Below are 17,474 nucleotides of genomic sequence, written 5' to 3'. Positions count from 1 at the left end.
TGGCTAAGCTATATCAATTGATTGAATATCTCTTACGTTTCTTGGTTCCCGATTATGACTGAAGGCGAAAGCACGATATCAATGAATACATGGGCTTTGATGGAAAGGTGATCGACCGCTGAAAACTCAAAATAGCCGAAGGGCTATGGGCCCCTTCAGAAAACAGTAGCGGCCGTCATCACGAGCGAAGCAAATTAAGGCGGGATACCCAAAGGCTTCGATTGAGGTAGCCGGTCAGAGCTGAGCTCTAGAGTATCGCTTGGCTTTCGATATGGGAACCTCTGTTGATATCCCCTGGACCGCTCTGCTTTACCTCGTGGTGGAATGGGGCGCAGTTTCGCTCTTCCTCTGTTCATCAAGTCCTGAAAGCCTGCGTATTATCGGTGCTGCTGTGTGAGGGAGGAGTATATGTTACCGATGAGATAACGTGTAGATTGCAGTTATAGATATTAAGCTAAACAATCCCACTAAGCTTTTTGTGCGCACCTAAATCCGTCACTCCTAACTTGCGTTCCCACGCTTGATTGTTGACAAGGTTAGGCGGTCTGTTCCCTCGTAGTGCGGCTCTAAGGTTTTGAATAGAGAGCTTGGCCATATCCCGGCGTGTTTCCCGCGTTGCAGAACCCATGTGGGGAGTGAGAACAACATTGGAAAGGCCTACCAGTGGAGAGTCTGCTGGAAGCGGTTCCTTTTCGAAGACATCCAATCCTGCCAGAACTTTCCCTGCTTGGAGAGCCTTGATGAGCGACTGCTCGTCGACAACCTTTCCTCGAGCGATATTCACGAAGATTGTTCCCGGTCTCATCAGTTTGAATTCTTGCTCTCCGATCAAGTGTTCTGTCTCCGAAGTGAGCGGAACGGTGACGCAGATGATATCGGATTGCGCCAGTAATACAGGCAGATCACAATAAGAGGCTTTTAGTGGCCGTGCTTCTTCCAGGCGGAGGCTGCGGTTATTATAGAGCACCTCCATGCCGAAGCCGAAGTGACCACGTCGGGCAACAGCTTGTCCAATACGTCCGAATCCGATGATTCCTAGTTGCTTCCCATAGACATTTGTTCCGAAGAGTTCCGGCTCGATACTCTTCTTCCATTGTCCTTTGCGAGTGAAGGTGTCCAGTTCCACAACTCTACGTGCGGCAGCCATGATTAAGGCAAATCCGGTATCAGCCGTAGCTTCTGTAAGAACATCGGGCGTGTTGGTGAGCAGTATGCCTCTCTGCGTGAGATCGTTCAGGTCGTAGTTGTCATAGCCAACAGAGACGCTTGCTATCACTTCGAGCTTGTGCGCAGGGGCAAGCTGCTCTTTCCCCAGCTTCATCATGGAACAAACCAGACCATGAGCCGTTTGTAATGCTTTAAGGAAGGATGCTTTATCTCCAGTAAGAGGATCGAGAACGACGGTCACCTCAAATTCTTCCCGAAGTGCAGCAATCATATCGGGAGGAACATCGCGGTTTGCGATCACAACATGTTTCTTCTCAGGCATAAAGGTCCCACTGGAGGATAGCACTCTCCATCTCAGCTTATCTTTCTCAAGAAGAGATGGGAAATCAGACCGATTTCCTTGATACTCAAGGTTTTCTCTTCTGGGTGCCGTTGTGGGGTGCCTGCTTCTTCGGCGATTGGCGGGACTTCTTCAGCTCTGTCCAATCTTCCTCTGTCTGGTCCGCGTAGGCTTCGGCAAACTGAATGATGGCTTTATCGAACTTGTCGCCGTTTCCCAGGTATCCCGAGAGGATGCAGGGATCACCGGAACGGGCATGTCCGCGAGCAAAAAGCTCGCCACACATTTCGGCGTACTCGATCAGTCCCTGTCCCTTCAAGTCGCCTATTTCAATTGAAGCCTTGTGGTCATTCAATTGCCGGACGAGATAATGGCGCTTCTCGATTGTGGTCCACCCTAAAAATGGATCTGTCTGAAACTGCATTGCTCTCTGCCCATTTACGACGCGAAGGCCTTGATGTCCATTGCCCGATTGACGTTTGAGATAGGGGGCGTAAGCAGAATGGGGTTCCTCTTTCACTTGCAGGAAGAGAGGATCGGACGTGCCGTTTCCTTCGAAATAGATGACATAGTCTCGAAGTCCTACGGATCCAGTACCAACAACTTTGAACGCCACATCGACTGGCCGATAGAGAGACAGGAAATGCCGGCGCTCGGGCTGAAGACTCTCTTCATATTTTTTGAGAGAAGCTAGAACCTGCTGTGCTTGTTTCGATCCCAGACGCGTCAGAACGGGCTTGTTTTCTTTGAAGATGCGCGGGGCTGACTTTGTTTTGGCAGATTTCTTCGCCTTCGTCTTACCTGCAGGTATTGTTAGTTGCTCCAAAACATGAAGTGGAGTTGCCCGTTCAGCCTTGAGCAATACCTCCGAAACAGGGGTTACGTGCTGAAGGCGATGTACTTGGAAGTGGGCCAGAGCGATTACCGGCATCTCTGCGAAGGTATCGATGAGCTTGCGATAATTTCGAAGGCAGGCCAGCGCGGCTTCATGGCACACCGTAGCTTTCTCCCCTACTTCTCGGCCTGCAAGAACAATGCTGGTTGCAAGACGCTTGATATCCCATTCGAAGGGAGCCAATACCGTTTCGTCGAAATCATTGATATCAAATACCAACCGCCCATCCGGAGCCGCATATGCTCCAAGGTTACGGACATGTGCATCGCCACAGATCTGGTTACATATGCCGGTATTGGGAAGCGTGGCCAGGTCTGCTGCCATGACAGGAACAGCCCCACGAAAGAAGCCAAAGGGCGATTCCATCATTCGTTCATGCTTGAGGGTAATGAGCGAGGGAATTCGGCCGCGCATTGACTCATCCATAAGTTTCAGCGGTGAGTGGCGACGAGCTTTCGGCTTCCAGATGCAATGATCCTGACGGTGAACTTGTTTGCGTCTGGACTGACCCCAGGCGCGCCGTTCTTGCGGGGATAGTGGGCTTGGCATCGTTCTCTGTGCGTGAACTTTACATCAAAATAACGGGGACGTAAACCTCTCTCCGTAATGCAGGCTGTCGCTCAGGCATACCTCTTTTCATTCGTTCAGGAGGCTCTTGAGAACTGCGACACCTTGTTCATGATCGGCTCTTCATTTCCGTATATGGAGCTTCTTCCAAAGCCCGGAAGCGTGAAGTGTGTGCAAATCGATGCGAATCCACAACGTATCAGCTTGCGTTATCCGGTGGATGTGGGGCTGGTGGAAGACAGTAAACGTACCATTCAGGCATTGTTGCCGCTATTGAAGCAAAAGAAAGATCGTAGCTTCCTGGAGACGGCGCAACAGGGAATGAAGGAATGGGGCGAGATCCTACTCAAGCGTGCCACCCGCGATGACAAGCCAATGAAGCCGCAGGTGGTCGGGTGGGAACTGGGGAAGCGCATCTCCGATACGCAATCGTCTGTTCCGATTCCGGAACCATATAGGGGATGGTTCTTTCACCATGCTGATGGGGGAGTTGATTACGGCTGTTGCTTATAAGCTGCCAATCAAGATTATTGTTTTCAAGAACAATAGCCTGGGGCAGATCAAGTGGGAGCAAATGGTCTTTCTCGGCAATCCTGAGTACGCTTGTGACTTGAAGGCTGTAGATTTCGTCTCGATAGCCCGGGCCTGTGGCGCAGAAGGTATTATGATCGACGATCCTGCGGAGTGTGGTAATGCTCTGGAGCGAGCCCTTGCCATGCCTGGGCCGGCAGTCATCGAGGCAGTCGTCGATGAGTTTGAGCCTCCCATGCCCCCCAAAATCAAGATGGAGCAAGCGCTTCATTTTGCAGAATCCTTGGCAAAGGGAGAACCCAACCGGACGAAGATCGCTCTTACCGCTTTGAGCGATAGAGTTAGAGAACTGGTCTAGACAAATACTGGACGAAGGGCATACACCTATCCAGACGGTTTGTCAGAGAAGAAGCAGATCGTCTGGATACTCAATGGAGGAGTGAATCGCGCTTCATTTTTCAGCTGGCCGTATCGCTTGCAAAATTGAATGCGGAAGTTTCATTTCTCTGCGGCGAACTCTTTTAGAATGCTGGTACACTCAACCTTGGCAACCCTTGCCTGATGTACTTTAGAAGACTTGTGGTTAGCCGAAGCGAACGTCACGTTGGACAATAATCCTGAAACGCCCGCTGTCTCCCGCGGCGGTGAAAAATACGAGCGTATTCTTCAGGCCGCTATCGAGGTCATTGCTGAGAAGGGGTTCCACTATGCCCGTATCTCAGACATTGCTTCCCGCGCCGGAGTAGCCGATGGCACCGTCTACCTATACTTTGAGAATAAGGACCATATCCTTCGCGCGGCAATTGATTCAGCATTCGCGCAGTTCTCGAAGCGTGTAGGAGAGAATTTGCAGCAAGCCCAGAGTCCCATCGAGAAGCTGGGAATCATTGCTCGTCTGCATATTGAAACCCTCATTCATAACCGCTCCCTGGCCATTATTTTGCAGACAGAGGTACGTCAAAGCGCAAAATTCATGGAGCAGTTTTCACATCAGTACTTTGTCGATTACATTAATTTGGTCCGCGAGACCATTCGCCAAGGACAGCTGTCGGAGGTAATTCGTCCAGGAATCTCTGACAGAATTGCTGCACTGGCAATTTTTGGAACCTTGGATGAAATGATTAGTTCCTGGCTTTATACAGGGCGCCCGATCGATCCGGAACAGACTGCTTCGGAAGTGTTGGACATTCTGCTCAATGGTTTAAGTCCCCGCAGCAAAAATGATTGATCTGAAAACTCTAAACGATATCTTTTTCGCTCTTACGTCAAGAAAAAGTAACCGCGCCATTCTGTGGCAAGACGCCAAGGGAGATTGGAGACCCCTCTCTCCCAAACAGGTTTACCAGCGAGTTCGCGCTGTAGCCCAGAAGTTTATCTCCTGGGGCATTCAGAAGGGTGATCGCATTGCTCTTCTGTCAGAGAATCGCTGGGAGTGGGCCGTAGCGGATTTTGCATCCTTAGCTATCGGCGCCGTCGATGTTCCCATTTATTCCACGTTATTGGCTGATCAGATAGCGGCGCTGTTGATCGATTCCGAAGCCCGGGTCGTCTTTGTTTCAACCCGCAAGCAATATGAAAAGATTGTTGCCATCCGCCATCTGACGAAGCTTGAGCATGTGGTTGTTATGGACGACGAGCCGCTTCCCGACTCTGTTTCGTTTTCTTCTCTGATAGAAGGAGCGGATGCCAGAAGCGGAGATTCCGATCCCGAATTCGATCAGAGAGCCAGGTCTATAACTCCTTCGGATCTTGCGACTCTGATCTATACCTCCGGTACTACGGGCGAGCCCAAGGGAGTAATGCTTACCCACGGAAATATCGCTTCGAATCTGGCTTATTCCACCGTAGAATTCGATTTCGAGCCTTCCGATATCTGCATTTCCTTCCTCCCTCTTTCTCACATCACAGCGCGCCATGTGGACTACGCACTTTCGCTCAGGGGCGTTACTTTAGCCTACTGTCCCAGTTTCGACCATCTGCCTGAAGCGATGAAATCCGTAAAGCCGACCATCTTCCTGGCCGTACCTCGGGTGTATGAAAAAATTCGGCAGGAAGTAGAACGGCGCGCTTCGCTTTCACCTGTTCGTTCCCGCTTGCTGGGCTTTGCTATTACGGTCGGAAGAAAGGGCCGTCCGGCGATTCTGCACGGAAAGACGCCTAAGGCTCTCATTTGGAAGTTAGTCAATCGGCTGGTCTTTTCCAAAATTCATGCTGCCTTTGGCGGGCGAGTCCGGTACTTTGCCTGCGGTGGCGCTCCTCTGGGAATGGATACGGGCGGATGGTTCGCCGACGTGGGGATTCGTATCCTCGAAGGATATGGCCTGACTGAGACCTCTCCCGTCATCGGCATTAACACGCCGAGGTATTTCCGGCTTGGTTCTGTGGGACGGAAGCTTCCCAATGTTGAATGCCTGGTGGCAGAAGACGGCGAGTTGCTGGTTCGTGGCCCCTCTATCTTCAAAGGCTATTGGAATAAGCCCGAGGAGACACGCGCAGCCTTCGACGACGACGGATGGTTCCACACCGGGGATATCGTACGTTTCGATGAGGATGGATTCCTCTTCGTTACAGACCGCAAGAAGGAGTTGATCAAGACCTCCGGCGGTAAGCTGATTGCTCCGCAGCCGATTGAGAACATGCTTAAGGCGAATGTGCTGGTGGGGCAGGCAGCGTTGGTAGGTGACCGCCATAAGTTTGCTTCAGTTTTGATTTCTCCTAATTTCCCAGCTCTGGAGACTTGGGCTGCTCAGCAGGGATTGAGCTCCAATGACAGAATCAAGCTTGTAAATGATCCTCGCGTCATTGCTCAATACGAGAATATTGTCCAGCAAGTAAACAAGTCTCTGGCCAACTTCGAGACCATTAAGCGATTGAAGGTGGTGCCCGATGAATGGGGGCTGGAGAGCGGGGAATTGACGCCCAGTTTGAAGTTGAAGCGGCGGATCATCAACGAGCGTTATGCCAGAGAAGTAGCCAGTTTTTATCAGGACGAGGCTACAGCTCATCGATAACCGCTGTAAAAGGAAGCGCCGGAGCTGAACCCGGCGCTTCTGACTCTTTTCCTTGAGTGTGACCTACAAGATCTGGAAGTTCACTGCTACTACGATCTGTACCGCAACAGGTTTCCCATGAAGTGTCGCAGGCCGGAATTTGTATTGTTTGACGGCCTCCAAGGCCCTTTCGTCCAATCCCATTCCCAGCCGTCGAATGATTTGCATGTTTGTTGGATTCCCTTGTGCATCGACAATTAAGGAGACCATGCAGATGCCCTGGTATTTCGCAGACCTGGCCTCATCCGTGAATTCCGGATCGACAAAATGAATGAGGGCTGGAGGAGAAACGCCATTGCCTACGTGGTACAGTCCTCCTCCGAAGCCACTTACCTTGCCTGCGCCGATCCCCGTGCCGTTACCGCTGCCCAGTCCTCCACCGGAACCGCTTCCGATTCCGCCTCCAGAACCAGGCCCTGCCGAAGCTAGTCCGACAGATTTGCTCAATGGCATGCCGATATCGGGCATAGGACTATTCAGGGCTATCGGCGGAGCCATCATCGCTGGTTCGATCTCCAGCTTTGAAGGTGTTGGATTGCGCAGTAACGGTACCGGAGTGGTCGTTTCCCTGGATACAGGTGCTTTACCGGCTGAGGGTGGCGTCGTCTGCCGTGCTCCGCCTCCACCTCCTCCAGATGCTTCTCCTTTGCCGGTAGGAAGATATACGCTAGGCGTGTCCACATCGACAATGGCCAGCTGCTGTTGTTTGGGAGAGAGGACACGTGTTCCTCTGCTGGCTAATAGCAGGATCGCTGCCAGAACCAAGGCATGAACCATTAGCGACACCAGCGGCTGCCATGTACTGCTTTCAAAATCTACTGTGCTGCTGGAGAGCAAGCCCAAGGCCAGGGTGTCATCTTGTTTCCTCCCCATCCAGGAAGCTAGTCTTTGCCAGATTGAAGAAGGCCGGGAGGTGCGCTTGGCGTTAGGGACGACTATCCAGGCAAAGTGAGCTGCATGCTTTGTAATGTGTACTTCAGGCTGGTCGGTGGATTCGGCCCGCTTCGCTAAATGCGTCATAACTCGAAGGGCAAAATCTTCTGGCGGTTTTTGGGTAGCCAGTACGCTTTTGAATGCCAACTCTAGTTCTTCTTGTTTTCTCATCGTGAAACCCTTGTGGCCTTCTCTCTAAGGAGCTTTAGCGTGCGTTGCAGGTGGCTCTTTACCGTTGCGACCGGCATCTCCAGGACTTCGGCAATCTCCTCCGGCATTAAATCCTGTTGGTAACGCATAACCAGGATGGTTCGTGGAATCTCCGGAAGAGACGCGACCAGGAGATCAGCCTGCCTCTTCAGCCATGGATCTACACCCGGGAGAGTCGGGCTGGGGATCTCCTCTAGCAGGATCTCTTCGGTTGGTGTTTCGGGACTTCTTCGCATCCGGCGTAGCCAATCGATGGAGCGATGAGCCGTTACCCGACGTAGCCAGTTGTCCAGATGTGCTGGATTTTCAATTTCTGCAAGTCTCTCGTAGAGGCTCAGAAATACGTCTTGAGCAATTTCTTCTGCGGCTGAAGGATCCCGGAGGATTCGCAATGCGATGCTGAAGACCATCGTCTGCCGGTTTTCTATGAGCTGTTGGAACTCTTCTTCTGTCTTCTGCAAGTGCCAGCCCTTTCCTTCCCTCTGTTTCTGAATACGTTGGGAGGGCGGAAGGAGAATGCAAAAAGAATATTCCCAGGGGGCTATCTTTCCGAGAAATGAATTCTTCCTCAATTTTCTTTCGAGAAAGGGTTTGTATCACACACTGAGATGGACTTTATCCCTTACACTGGTTCCGCAACGGTTGCGTTGGATGAATGTGTAGCTCCCGTTGCAGAGGAGAATAAGAAAAGATGCGTGTTGGTCTATTGACGGGTGGAGGGGATTGCCCTGGTTTGAATGCGGTTATCTATGCCGCTGTTCGCAAGGGAATTTTTCATTATGGCGACGAGTTCATCGGTTTCCTAGACGGATGGCGTGGAGTTCTTGAGAACAAAACCATTCCTCTAACACTTGAGACCGTTGATGGAATTCAGCTTCGCGGTGGAACCATTCTTCATTCCTCCCGTACCAATGTTCGGAAGGTTGAGGGTGGTATCGAGAAATGCGTTGCGACTCTGAAGGCCAATAAGATCGATGCTCTGATCGCCCTGGGTGGCGACGATACACAGTCTGTGACCAATGCGTTATGTGAGGCTGGTGTTCCGGGCGTTGGCGTTCCGAAGACAATTGACAACGACCTGAATGGAACCGACGCCTGCTTCGGTTTCGACACTGCAGTTTCAATTGCCACGGAAGCGATTGATCGTCTTCACACCACTGCAGATGCTCATAACCGCGTCATTGTTTGCGAAGTTATGGGTCGTGATGCCGGTTGGATCGCTATGACCGCTGGTGTAGCTGGCGGAGCTCACGTGGTTCTGGTTCCTGAAAAACCGATTGATCTTGACCACGTCTGCGCATTGCTCAAGTACAACTATGACCATGGCAAGCACTACGGCATCGTCGTTGTCGCCGAGGGTGCAAAGCTGCCCGACGGTGGCCAGGTTATCAAGGGCACCAAGGTCGACTCTTTCGGACACGCCATCCTCTCCGGTATCGGCCAGCACTTGGCAGAAGAAATCGAGAAGAAAACCGGCTACGAAACCCGCTCCGTAAATCTGGGCCACACCCAGCGTGGCGGAGTTCCGACAGCCTATGATCGTATGCTGGCACAGCGGTACGGTTTGGCTGCCATCGATATGGTCCATGCCGGTAAGTTCGGACGTATGGCCGTTCTTCGCGGTACCGAGATCAAGGACATTTCGATTGCCGAGGCTATTTCAAAGAACCGCCGCGTCGACGATCATTTCCTGGAAGTCATCTCAGGACTAGAGCCGAAGCTTTAATCTTTTCTTGTAAGTATATGAAAAGTAAGGGGAGACTCGATTGGGTCTTCCCTTTGTTCTTTGCAGGAACATTTGATGTATCGTTCTGCAAGAAAGGGACCATTCTTACCAATAGTCCAAGTTCCCAGAGAGTGAGAAGATGAAGCTCAGCCAGCTATGACATTGATTTGGTTGTTGCTGGGGGTTCGTTTGTCCGGGAAAAAACAATGCTTACCGAATTCACCGCTAGAAATGCTTGAAAGAGTAGGTGAAAACGCGGTATACACAAACTCCCGGGGCAACTTTGCCGGACTAACCCATTTCACGTCCTAAAGAAGGGAATTCCGATGCGTCCTTCCTCAGCTCGAATCGAAGTCCGTGAAGTCATGGATATCCGGCAGGCCTCAGATTACCTTGGCATCAGCCCGGATACCCTCTACAAATACGCTTCCGAAGGCTTTGTGCCTGCCTTCAAGCTTGGGAATCGCTGGCGTTTTAAGAGGTCGCGCCTGGATGAGTGGATGGATCGCCAGTCCGATGCCTCGCTCGCCTCTTCTGCTGTCGAGCCTAAGCCTGCTGCGCGAGAAAAGAAGCCGGTCCGTCCCGCTGGCCGCTAGTTATATCTCAAGATAAGCGATTTATATTCTGTTGGTTATCGGGATTATCCAAAGTGTCGGTCTCGCTTTGGCGTAAATTGCTTGACCTCTAATTCACTGGGCCACACACCGCCGTGTTGTGTGTCATCCCTCGCTAAACTTGTGTCTCTCTGGTGGTTTCCAGTTTCCAGAAAAATCTTTCTCCCTAAATCTTTTTCGTAATTTGGACTTCGGAGCACTCAATCAGTCGGTGTGGCGCCGATTGGAAACAGGGTGTTGTCCTCAAGGAAATTCTCAGCCCGGTATGCAGAAGGGTTCGTTTTCAACTCCTCGAACTGTCCCTATCGCTCCGATCCTGTTACCTTATCCACTGATGAATCATGCACGTCGTCTTCGCCAACTCCGCCGCCAAATGGCAGAGCAGGAGCTTGAAGCGCTCTTTATTACGCATCTGCCGGATGTTCGTTATCTCTGCGGATTTACAGGATCTAACGCTGCTTTAGCTGTTACAGCCAGCGATGCGGCACTCTTTACCGATGGCCGGTATACGGCTCAGGCAAAGGATGAAGTCCGAGGTGCCCGGCCCGTAATTGCCACCAAGTCGGCACAGCTTGAGGCTATCTCCTGGTTTACTTCCCAAGGTATCGCGCAAGCTGCCTTCGATGCTTCACACACGACCATAGCCGAATTGGATCGCTATCGTTCCAGTCTGCCCACTCGCCAGCGCAAGGGATTCTTTCAGCCGTTGGAGACCCCGTTGGTCGAGCATCTCCGTCTGGTTAAGGATTCGGACGAAATCGAGCTGATGACGGAAGCAGCACACTTTGGCTGCCGTCTGTTTGATCAGCTGCTGCCGAAGATAGACTCCAAAATCTCTGAGATTGGCCTGGCTGCCGAGCTCGAGTATGCGGCTCGGAGTCAGGGTGCCGAGGGGATGTCCTTTGAGACAATAGTAGCTTCCGGTATACGTTCTGCCCTTCCTCACGGACGGGCAACAGAGGCACGGTTACCCCGTAACGGCTTCGTAGTACTCGACTTCGGTGTTATTCTCAAGGGTTATTGCTCTGACATGACTCGCACAGTTCACCTTGGCCGGGCGAGTTCCCAAGAGCGCGCCGTATATGATGCGGTATTGGAAGCACAGATGGCTGCCGTGGCGGCAGTACGTGCGGGGGTGACCTGTGGACAGGTCGATGAAGCTGCCCGTGGCGTATTGCGCCGCGCAGGTTTAGCAGAGAGCTTTACGCACTCTACCGGTCACGGAGTCGGCATCGAGATTCACGAGTCGCCTCGCGTGGCTGCAGCGCAGGAAACAAAACTGAAACCGGGTATGGTCATTACCATTGAACCCGGCGTCTATCTTGAAGGACAGTTCGGTATTCGGATTGAGGATATGGTGGTAGTGACAAAAACGGGTGCCGAGGTACTGACTCCTGCAACCAAGGCATTGATCGAACTGTGATTCCGGAGAACACCCCTCGAGGATAAAAACAAAACAATGAATCCCGATGAGATGAAAGAACTAAAAGAACTGATCGAATTTCTCAAAGAAAATCAGATTGGAGAGTTTGACCTCGATCGAGGAGATCTGAAGGTCCGCATTAAGTTTGCTCAACCAGCTGCGCCGGATCTTTCCGCTTTGTCACATTTGTTGACAACTCAGGCAGCGGGAAGCGTTCCAGCCGTTTCTGCTCCAGCGGCAACAATGGCAGCTCCAGTCGTTGCTCCTGCTCAGGCTCCGGCTGCTCCCATTGATGAAAATGCAGGTCTGCACATCGTAAAGTCTCCTATCGTGGGTACTTTTTATGAGTCCCCCTCGCCTGGCACCTCTGCATTTGCCAAGGTCGGAGACCAGGTGGAAACCGGCCAGATTATTTGTATCGTGGAAGCAATGAAGCTGATGAATGAGATCGAAAGCGATGCTTCCGGTGAAATCGTCAAGCGCTTCGTTAACAATGGACAGCCCGTTGAATACGGTCAACCGCTGTTTGCAATTCGTCAGAATTAATCATTATGTTTCGAAAAGTTCTAATCGCGAACCGCGGCGAAATCGCGTTACGTGTCATTTGTGCCTGTAAGGAATTAGGTATCCGCACGGTCGCTGTCTATAGCGAAGCTGACCGTAATTCTCTGCATGTGCGTTTTGCCGATGAGGCAATCTGCATCGGACCGCCACGAGCCACCGAGAGTTACCTCAACGTGCCGGCAGTGATCAGTGCAGCTGAGATTGCGGATGTCGATGCTATCCATCCTGGCTATGGTCTGTTGAGCGAGAATGCCAACTTTGCCGAAGTTTGCCGTGCTTCCAATATCAAGTTCATCGGACCGCCTCCCGAGATCACCCGCATGATGGGTGAGAAGGATAAGGCGCGCCAGGCGATGAAGAAGGCCAAGGTGCCGATTCTTCCTGGTTCCGATGGTGTAATCGCCTCCGCCGATGAGGCACTGGAATGGGCCAAGAGCGTCGGCTATCCCGTCATCCTGAAGGCTTCGGCCGGAGGTGGCGGTAAGGGTATGCGGATTGTCCGCTCTGCGGATGAGCTTCCCGGGCTTTATCAAGCTGCACAGCTTGAGGCATCGAATGCCTTCGGGAACGGCGATCTCTACATGGAGAAGTTTATTGAGCGACCTCGTCACATCGAATTCCAGGTTCTGGCCGATGAGCACGGGAATGTTCAAACTCTCTTTGAACGGGAATGTTCGATTCAACGGCGCCATCAAAAGCTGATCGAAGAATCGCCTTCGCTGCAAATTACGCAACGAATCCGAGACGATATTTCCAAGACTCTCAGGAAATGTCTCTCCACTATCGGGTATCAGAATGCCGGTACGGTTGAGTTCCTGCTCGATGAAGATGGCAAGATCTACTTCATCGAAATGAACACGCGTATCCAGGTAGAGCACCCGGTAACGGAGTTCATCTCTGGCGTGGATCTGGTGAAGGCTCAGATGCGTATTGCTTCGGGCGAGAAGCTCTCGGATATCTTGCCTGACAATCTGACGATTCGTGGACATGCCATTGAATGCCGCATCAATGCAGAGCATCCGGAAAAGTTCACTCCTTCTGCCGGCAAGATCTCGGTTTATAACGTGCCGGGTGGAAATGGCGTTCGCGTAGATACGGCACAGTATGCGGAGGGTGTTGTTCCTCCTTATTACGATTCGCTCATCGCGAAGCTCATTACCCATGGAAAGGATCGCGAAGAGGCAATGGCCCGTATGCGGCGTGCGCTGGATATGTTCATTGTTGAAGGTATCTATACCTCAATCCCATTACATCGTCGCATCTTTGCCGACCAGGAATTTCGTGAAGGAAAGTTCGATACGAAGTTCATGGAGCGCTTCTTTGAACGTGAGCGGGAGCGTCGAGGCGAATTTAACTAATTTCTGTTCCGCCTCTTTCCTTGGAAGAGGCGGAGCATTTAACGTTACACCCTGACGTAGATTCTCATTTCAGATAGTCGTCAGAGGTGCTTTATGTCGCTAGCGCAGCAACTCATTCCTGAGTTTGATCGTGAAATGGCTGCAACCCGTAAGTTTCTTGAACTGATTCCCGAAAACAAATTCACTTGGAAGCCGCATGAGAAATCCATGCTGCTCGGAAACCTTGCAGGGCATATTGCCGAGATTCCTGATTGGGCAATTCATATTTTCAGTCGTGAGTCTCTGGTCTTAACCGATGCTGAGGGGAAGCCGCTTTTTGAGCCTTTCCGTCCAACCACTCGCCAGCAGGTTCTTCAGAAGTTCGACGGAGACCTCGAAAAAGCACGTCAGCTTCTTGAACAAACAACCGATGAAGCGATGGGGAAGCGCTGGACGATGAGTTGGCAGGGCCAGAATGTTATTGACTCTCCGCGCTCGGAAGTTGTGCGAACCTGGGTTTTCAGCCATATGATTCATCATCGTGCGCAGCTTGGTGTTTATCTGCGTTTGAACAATATCCCGGTTCCTGGGCCCTATGGTCCTTCTGCGGACGAGATGCCCTCATAGAGAGACGTTGTGAGGTTGTCCGGTCTTGTGTCTTGACGACCTCTTTTGCATCAGGAGAAATATGCTGAAGCGGAAACTTGGCAGTACTGGACTTGAAGTACCTCTCATCACTCTGGGAGGGAACGTATATGGTTGGACACTGAATGAATCCGATTCCTTTCGACAGTTGGATTCTGCGCTGGACCTTGGTCTGAATTTTGTCGATACAGCTGATGTTTATTCTCGATGGGCTCCTGGCAATACCGGGGGAGAGTCCGAAACGATCATCGGAAGGTGGTTTGCCCGCAGCGGAAAGCGTTCACAGGTGATCCTTGCGACAAAGGTCGGCAAGGAGATGGGCGAAGAAAAGGTGGGGCTCTCTTCTAGATACATTCAAGGTGCTGTAGAAGACTCGCTTCGCCGTCTGCAGACGGATTACATCGATCTATATCAATCGCACTCTGACGACGAGAGTGTCCCGATTGAAGAAACAATGGGGACCTACCAGAAGTTAATTGAGCAAGGAAAGATCCGTTTCCTTGGAGCCTCCAATTATTCGGGAACACGTCTCGCTGAAGCGATGGAAGTCAGCAAGAGTCGCAATCTCCCAAGCTACCAGACACTGCAGCCTCACTATAATCTGGTGGAACGGAAGAGTTACGAATCTGATCTGGCTCCCGTAGTGAAGAAGTTTGGGCTTGGTGTGATTCCATATTTCTCTTTGGCTTCAGGTTTCCTGACGGGGAAATACCGTAGCCAGGAGGATCTGAAGGACAAAGCTCGCGGCTCATTGGCGGGACGCTATATGAACGAGAAGAACCTTCAGGTACTGGATGTCCTGGTGGAGGTAGCTCGGAATCTGAATGCTACTCCGGCTCGCGTTGCTCTTGCCTGGCTTGTGGCTCAGCCCGGAATTACTTCTGCTATCGCTAGCGCAACAAACGATCAGCAGTTACAGGAGCTGGTTAAGGCTACCGAACTTCAGCTCGATAAGGCTTCGATCGACAGATTAAGTACCGCAAGTGCCTGGTAGCGTTGTTGTGTAAGTGAGGCTTTGGAATAAAGCCATAACATGATTGGTATACCGGAGAATCCTTCCTCTGCGGGTGTTCTCCGGTTTTCGAGGTTGAGATTACGCGGGGCGGAACTCCAAAGCTGTGAATTGAATAGATGGGTAACTTTGACTGATATATATGGTCTGAATTATTCATGAAAAGCTAAATGTATGTAGTATTACTTGAGAGTCGAATAAGTTTGGAGACATAATGGACGATACGCGTACTTTCCTTCGACATACACTGGCCACCTTGGCCTATAGAGCGGCTAAAGCTCTTCACAATGCTACTCCGTCGTTTGGTTCTTTTCAGAGCTGCGAAACAGAACGCACAACGGTCGAGGTTTTGGCTCATATGGGAGATTTGATGGATTGGGCTCTCTCTCTGGCCGAGGGTAATCAACAGTGGCATAATTCCAAGCCTCTGCCATGGACTGAGGAGGCAGAGCGCTTCTTCGCTTCCTTGAAAAAGCTTGATGACTATCTGGCCTCCGGGAATACCGTGCATGTTCCATGCGAACAACTCTTTCAAGGTCCGGTTGCTGACGCTCTTACTCATACCGGGCAACTTGCTATGCTACGGCATCTATCCGGAGCAAAAATGAAAGGCGAGAATTATTACATAGCCGACATTTCCGTAGGATGTGTTGGGGTAGATCAGCCAGCGCCCAAACTGGAATTCTAGAGTAAGAGAATCCCGTAGATGCAGGGTATCTGGAACCCTGCGATAGGAAAGGGAATTTGCGGCAGGTGAGCGGTGTTATTCCGGTTTGTCAATTGGCACAATCTTTTGGGCTGTTGCAGATTGTAAACTCAAGGCATTTTGTAGCACAGTGACAAGGTCCTGCATGGTAAAGGGCTTATGCATGACTGCCTGAATTCCTGATGTAGCCTCTCCTTTGGTCAGATCTTCCCCGAAACCTGTAGAGAGGATGATGGGAAAGTTGGGACGAATCGCCTGGAGTTGTCTGGATAGCTCTATTCCATCCATCTCCGGCATGGAGAGATCGGTTATGCAAACATCGAAGCTGCCCGGAGATTTACGGAAGGCAGAGAGAGCCTCTGTTCCTCTCCGGCAAGGTGTTATGGTAAAGCCCAGTTGCTGAAGAAAAAGAGTGCCCAGCCTAAGCAGGGCTTCTTCATCTTCTACAAGCAGCAGATGCTTTCCATTGAAGCGAGCAGGTCGTGGAGCGGGATTGGTGCCTCCGTTGGTCTTCTCGTCATCTCCTTCTTGAGGCAAGGTGATCGAGAAGTTGGTCCCTTGGGCTGTACTTGTACTAAAGCGTACCTTGCCGCCTAGATAGTTTTCGCCAAAGAGTTTCATGCTATACGTGCCAATCCCGCGTCCTCGTGCTGCCTTTGTGCTAAAGGAGCGTTCGAAGATGCGTGTTTGGACTTCTTGTGGAATGGCTCCCTGATTGTGTACGACAAACCGGGGTTGCCTGCCATCCCATTCGAACCAAATACGTATTGTATCTCCGGGGCTGCTCGCTTCCAGAGCGTTCTTAACCATGTTAACCAATACTCGGAGAAGTAGAGAAAGATCTGAGTAAAAGAATGTTTTTTCGGCGGGATGCGCTATCTCAATTTTTTTGTCTCGCGCTGCAGGGTGGGAATCGAAAAGGACCTGAATTCGAGACAATACCTCGGATACTTCACACTTAATTCTATGAATCGAGAGGATACCTTTTTCAGCTTCCAGCAAAGTACGCTGACTAAGCACTTCTTCCTTGAGGCTTCCCACCAGAGAGAGAATTTCGTTTGCGGCTGTCTTAACGTCCAGCTTGTCGAGTAGGCTGCTCCAGCCTTCGATGCCTCCAATTGCGTTCAATAGATCGTGAAGGAAAGTTTCCTCCAGGATTTCCCGCCTCTTGCTGGAACTGATGTCGTTGAGCACAAAGGCGAGAAGCTTTTCTCCACGAATTGTTAGTGGTGTACAGCGAACACGGAAGTCTCTCGCTTCAAGCTTTCCTTCGTTTAGTACTGAGAGATGGCATTCTCCGAGCACCTGTTTTTGTTTGAACTGAGCTGCCAGGATGGAGAGGACTGCACCACAGGTCTTGCAGTGTTCCGAAGTTCCGCATCCACTGGGACCTTCTGTAAAGTGCAGACAATTGAGTGCTTCACCAGGACGAAGTCCCACTACGCAATCGGGAGTCTCAATGTGGAGCGCGTCCAGGAATTCTTGATTTGCGCTGAGGATCTGGCGTTCGCTGTTAAGGATAACGAGAAAGCCATCAACTGCTTGTAAGACAACCCGGATACAAGGATCGCTCATGGAACGACGGACCTGCTTCGCCAGTTCTTCATACCGGGCCCTTTTAGCAGGTGCAAAGTACGTTTCCTCCTGTCCGGTATGAGGAAATTGGCTGTCCGTTAGCATGAATCGTCCTTCACTCTCGCGTGCATAAAAACAACACAGTGTACCTCAAGCGATTCCATGTAGGGCAGAGATCC

17 protein-coding genes are annotated in these 17,474 nt (G+C 51.2%); 12 read left to right on the top strand and 5 right to left on the bottom strand.

Going from position 1 to position 17,474, the window contains the following annotated elements; genetic code table 11:
• Positions 1-454: 454 nt before the first annotated feature.
• Both AC6I7T_RS05265 and AC6I7T_RS05260 read right to left on the bottom strand, forming a co-directional pair.
• Positions 455-1,489: a 2-hydroxyacid dehydrogenase gene (locus tag AC6I7T_RS05265; RefSeq protein ID WP_497792275.1), complete on the bottom strand. Its 1,035-nt coding sequence runs from the start codon at positions 1,487-1,489 to the stop codon at positions 455-457.
• 85 nt (positions 1,490-1,574) lie between these two features.
• Positions 1,575-2,816 (bottom strand): DUF2252 domain-containing protein, encoded by a 1,242-nt coding sequence (locus AC6I7T_RS05260; protein ID WP_497792274.1) that lies wholly within the window; start codon positions 2,814-2,816, stop codon positions 1,575-1,577.
• A gap of 192 nt (positions 2,817-3,008) precedes the next feature.
• Here AC6I7T_RS05260 and AC6I7T_RS05255 point away from each other — a divergent pair, with 192 nt between their 5' ends.
• The 4 genes from AC6I7T_RS05255 (at position 3,009) to AC6I7T_RS05240 (ending at position 6,511) form a co-directional block, all read left to right on the top strand.
• Positions 3,009-3,482: a hypothetical protein gene (locus AC6I7T_RS05255; protein WP_497792273.1), complete on the top strand. Its 474-nt coding sequence runs from the start codon at positions 3,009-3,011 to the stop codon at positions 3,480-3,482.
• Positions 3,445-3,858 carry a thiamine pyrophosphate-dependent enzyme gene (locus AC6I7T_RS05250; protein ID WP_497792272.1) on the top strand — a complete coding sequence of 138 codons (414 nt, stop codon included), beginning with the start codon at positions 3,445-3,447 and terminating at the stop codon, positions 3,856-3,858. Before AC6I7T_RS05255 ends, AC6I7T_RS05250 begins: the two co-directional genes overlap by 38 nt.
• Positions 3,859-4,077: 219 nt before the next feature.
• Positions 4,078-4,728: a TetR/AcrR family transcriptional regulator gene (locus tag AC6I7T_RS05245; protein ID WP_497792271.1), complete on the top strand. Its 651-nt coding sequence runs from the start codon at positions 4,078-4,080 to the stop codon at positions 4,726-4,728.
• Complete coding sequence (locus AC6I7T_RS05240; RefSeq protein WP_497792270.1) at positions 4,721-6,511, top strand: AMP-dependent synthetase/ligase; 1,791 nt, start codon at positions 4,721-4,723, stop codon at positions 6,509-6,511. Before AC6I7T_RS05245 ends, AC6I7T_RS05240 begins: the two co-directional genes overlap by 8 nt.
• A gap of 63 nt (positions 6,512-6,574) precedes the next feature.
• Here the strand turns inward: AC6I7T_RS05240 and AC6I7T_RS05235 are convergent, their stop codons facing one another.
• Entirely contained in the window at positions 6,575-7,654 is a 1,080-nt protein-coding gene (locus AC6I7T_RS05235) for an energy transducer TonB (protein WP_497792268.1), read from the bottom strand.
• A complete protein-coding gene (locus AC6I7T_RS05230) occupies positions 7,651-8,154 on the bottom strand; it encodes an RNA polymerase sigma factor (RefSeq protein ID WP_497792267.1) in 504 nt (167 codons plus the stop codon). Before AC6I7T_RS05230 ends, AC6I7T_RS05235 begins: the two co-directional genes overlap by 4 nt.
• A gap of 230 nt (positions 8,155-8,384) precedes the next feature.
• Between AC6I7T_RS05230 and AC6I7T_RS05225 the strand changes: the two genes are divergently transcribed.
• The 8 genes from AC6I7T_RS05225 (at position 8,385) to AC6I7T_RS05190 (ending at position 15,702) form a co-directional block, all read left to right on the top strand.
• Positions 8,385-9,419, top strand: a complete 1,035-nt coding sequence (locus AC6I7T_RS05225; RefSeq protein WP_497792266.1) for a 6-phosphofructokinase — start codon at positions 8,385-8,387, stop codon at positions 9,417-9,419.
• A gap of 326 nt (positions 9,420-9,745) precedes the next feature.
• On the top strand, positions 9,746-10,015 hold the full coding sequence (locus AC6I7T_RS05220) for a helix-turn-helix domain-containing protein (RefSeq protein ID WP_497792265.1): 270 nt from the start codon (positions 9,746-9,748) through the stop codon (positions 10,013-10,015).
• 283 nt (positions 10,016-10,298) lie between these two features.
• Entirely contained in the window at positions 10,299-11,456 is a 1,158-nt protein-coding gene (locus AC6I7T_RS05215; RefSeq protein WP_497792264.1) for a M24 family metallopeptidase, read from the top strand.
• 36 nt (positions 11,457-11,492) lie between these two features.
• Complete coding sequence (gene accB, locus AC6I7T_RS05210) at positions 11,493-12,002, top strand: acetyl-CoA carboxylase biotin carboxyl carrier protein (RefSeq protein ID WP_497792263.1); 510 nt, start codon at positions 11,493-11,495, stop codon at positions 12,000-12,002.
• A 5-nt stretch (positions 12,003-12,007) separates the two neighbouring features.
• Positions 12,008-13,378 (top strand): acetyl-CoA carboxylase biotin carboxylase subunit, encoded by a 1,371-nt coding sequence (accC, locus tag AC6I7T_RS05205; RefSeq protein WP_497792262.1) that lies wholly within the window; start codon positions 12,008-12,010, stop codon positions 13,376-13,378.
• A gap of 93 nt (positions 13,379-13,471) precedes the next feature.
• The gene (locus tag AC6I7T_RS05200; RefSeq protein ID WP_497792261.1) at positions 13,472-13,984 is read left to right on the top strand and encodes a DinB family protein; all 513 of its coding nucleotides are present in this window, start codon (positions 13,472-13,474) and stop codon (positions 13,982-13,984) included.
• 61 nt (positions 13,985-14,045) lie between these two features.
• Complete coding sequence (locus AC6I7T_RS05195; RefSeq protein WP_497792260.1) at positions 14,046-14,996, top strand: aldo/keto reductase; 951 nt, start codon at positions 14,046-14,048, stop codon at positions 14,994-14,996.
• 232 nt (positions 14,997-15,228) lie between these two features.
• Positions 15,229-15,702 carry a hypothetical protein gene (locus tag AC6I7T_RS05190; RefSeq protein WP_497792259.1) on the top strand — a complete coding sequence of 158 codons (474 nt, stop codon included), beginning with the start codon at positions 15,229-15,231 and terminating at the stop codon, positions 15,700-15,702.
• Between the two features lie 75 nt (positions 15,703-15,777).
• Here the strand turns inward: AC6I7T_RS05190 and AC6I7T_RS05185 are convergent, their stop codons facing one another.
• Positions 15,778-17,400: a hybrid sensor histidine kinase/response regulator gene (locus tag AC6I7T_RS05185; protein WP_497792258.1), complete on the bottom strand. Its 1,623-nt coding sequence runs from the start codon at positions 17,398-17,400 to the stop codon at positions 15,778-15,780.
• Positions 17,401-17,474 lie beyond the last annotated feature (74 nt).

The sequence above is a fragment of the Humiphilus diazotrophicus genome (assembly GCF_059726315.1).
Note: the sequence above shows the minus strand (reverse complement) of the source record. Positions and strands in the feature narration are given on the sequence as shown.

What these genes read in the sequence shown, in the direction of transcription:
- AC6I7T_RS05255 (WP_497792273.1), top strand. Translation starts at nt 3,009, where the DNA reads ATGCAGGCTGTCGCTCAGGCATACCTCTTTTCATTCGTTCAGGAGGCT.
- AC6I7T_RS05195 (WP_497792260.1), top strand. Translation starts at nt 14,046, where the DNA reads ATGCTGAAGCGGAAACTTGGCAGTACTGGACTTGAAGTACCTCTCATC.
- AC6I7T_RS05260 (WP_497792274.1), bottom strand. Translation starts at nt 2,816, where the DNA reads ATGCGCGGCCGAATTCCCTCGCTCATTACCCTCAAGCATGAACGAATG.
- AC6I7T_RS05190 (WP_497792259.1), top strand. Translation starts at nt 15,229, where the DNA reads ATGGACGATACGCGTACTTTCCTTCGACATACACTGGCCACCTTGGCC.
- accC (WP_497792262.1), top strand. Translation starts at nt 12,008, where the DNA reads ATGTTTCGAAAAGTTCTAATCGCGAACCGCGGCGAAATCGCGTTACGT.
- AC6I7T_RS05250 (WP_497792272.1), top strand. Translation starts at nt 3,445, where the DNA reads ATGCTGATGGGGGAGTTGATTACGGCTGTTGCTTATAAGCTGCCAATC.
- AC6I7T_RS05225 (WP_497792266.1), top strand. Translation starts at nt 8,385, where the DNA reads ATGCGTGTTGGTCTATTGACGGGTGGAGGGGATTGCCCTGGTTTGAAT.
- AC6I7T_RS05235 (WP_497792268.1), bottom strand. Translation starts at nt 7,654, where the DNA reads ATGAGAAAACAAGAAGAACTAGAGTTGGCATTCAAAAGCGTACTGGCT.
- AC6I7T_RS05185 (WP_497792258.1), bottom strand. Translation starts at nt 17,400, where the DNA reads ATGCTAACGGACAGCCAATTTCCTCATACCGGACAGGAGGAAACGTAC.
- AC6I7T_RS05265 (WP_497792275.1), bottom strand. Translation starts at nt 1,489, where the DNA reads ATGCCTGAGAAGAAACATGTTGTGATCGCAAACCGCGATGTTCCTCCC.
- AC6I7T_RS05220 (WP_497792265.1), top strand. Translation starts at nt 9,746, where the DNA reads ATGCGTCCTTCCTCAGCTCGAATCGAAGTCCGTGAAGTCATGGATATC.
- AC6I7T_RS05200 (WP_497792261.1), top strand. Translation starts at nt 13,472, where the DNA reads ATGTCGCTAGCGCAGCAACTCATTCCTGAGTTTGATCGTGAAATGGCT.
- AC6I7T_RS05215 (WP_497792264.1), top strand. Translation starts at nt 10,299, where the DNA reads ATGCAGAAGGGTTCGTTTTCAACTCCTCGAACTGTCCCTATCGCTCCG.
- AC6I7T_RS05240 (WP_497792270.1), top strand. Translation starts at nt 4,721, where the DNA reads ATGATTGATCTGAAAACTCTAAACGATATCTTTTTCGCTCTTACGTCA.
- accB (WP_497792263.1), top strand. Translation starts at nt 11,493, where the DNA reads ATGAATCCCGATGAGATGAAAGAACTAAAAGAACTGATCGAATTTCTC.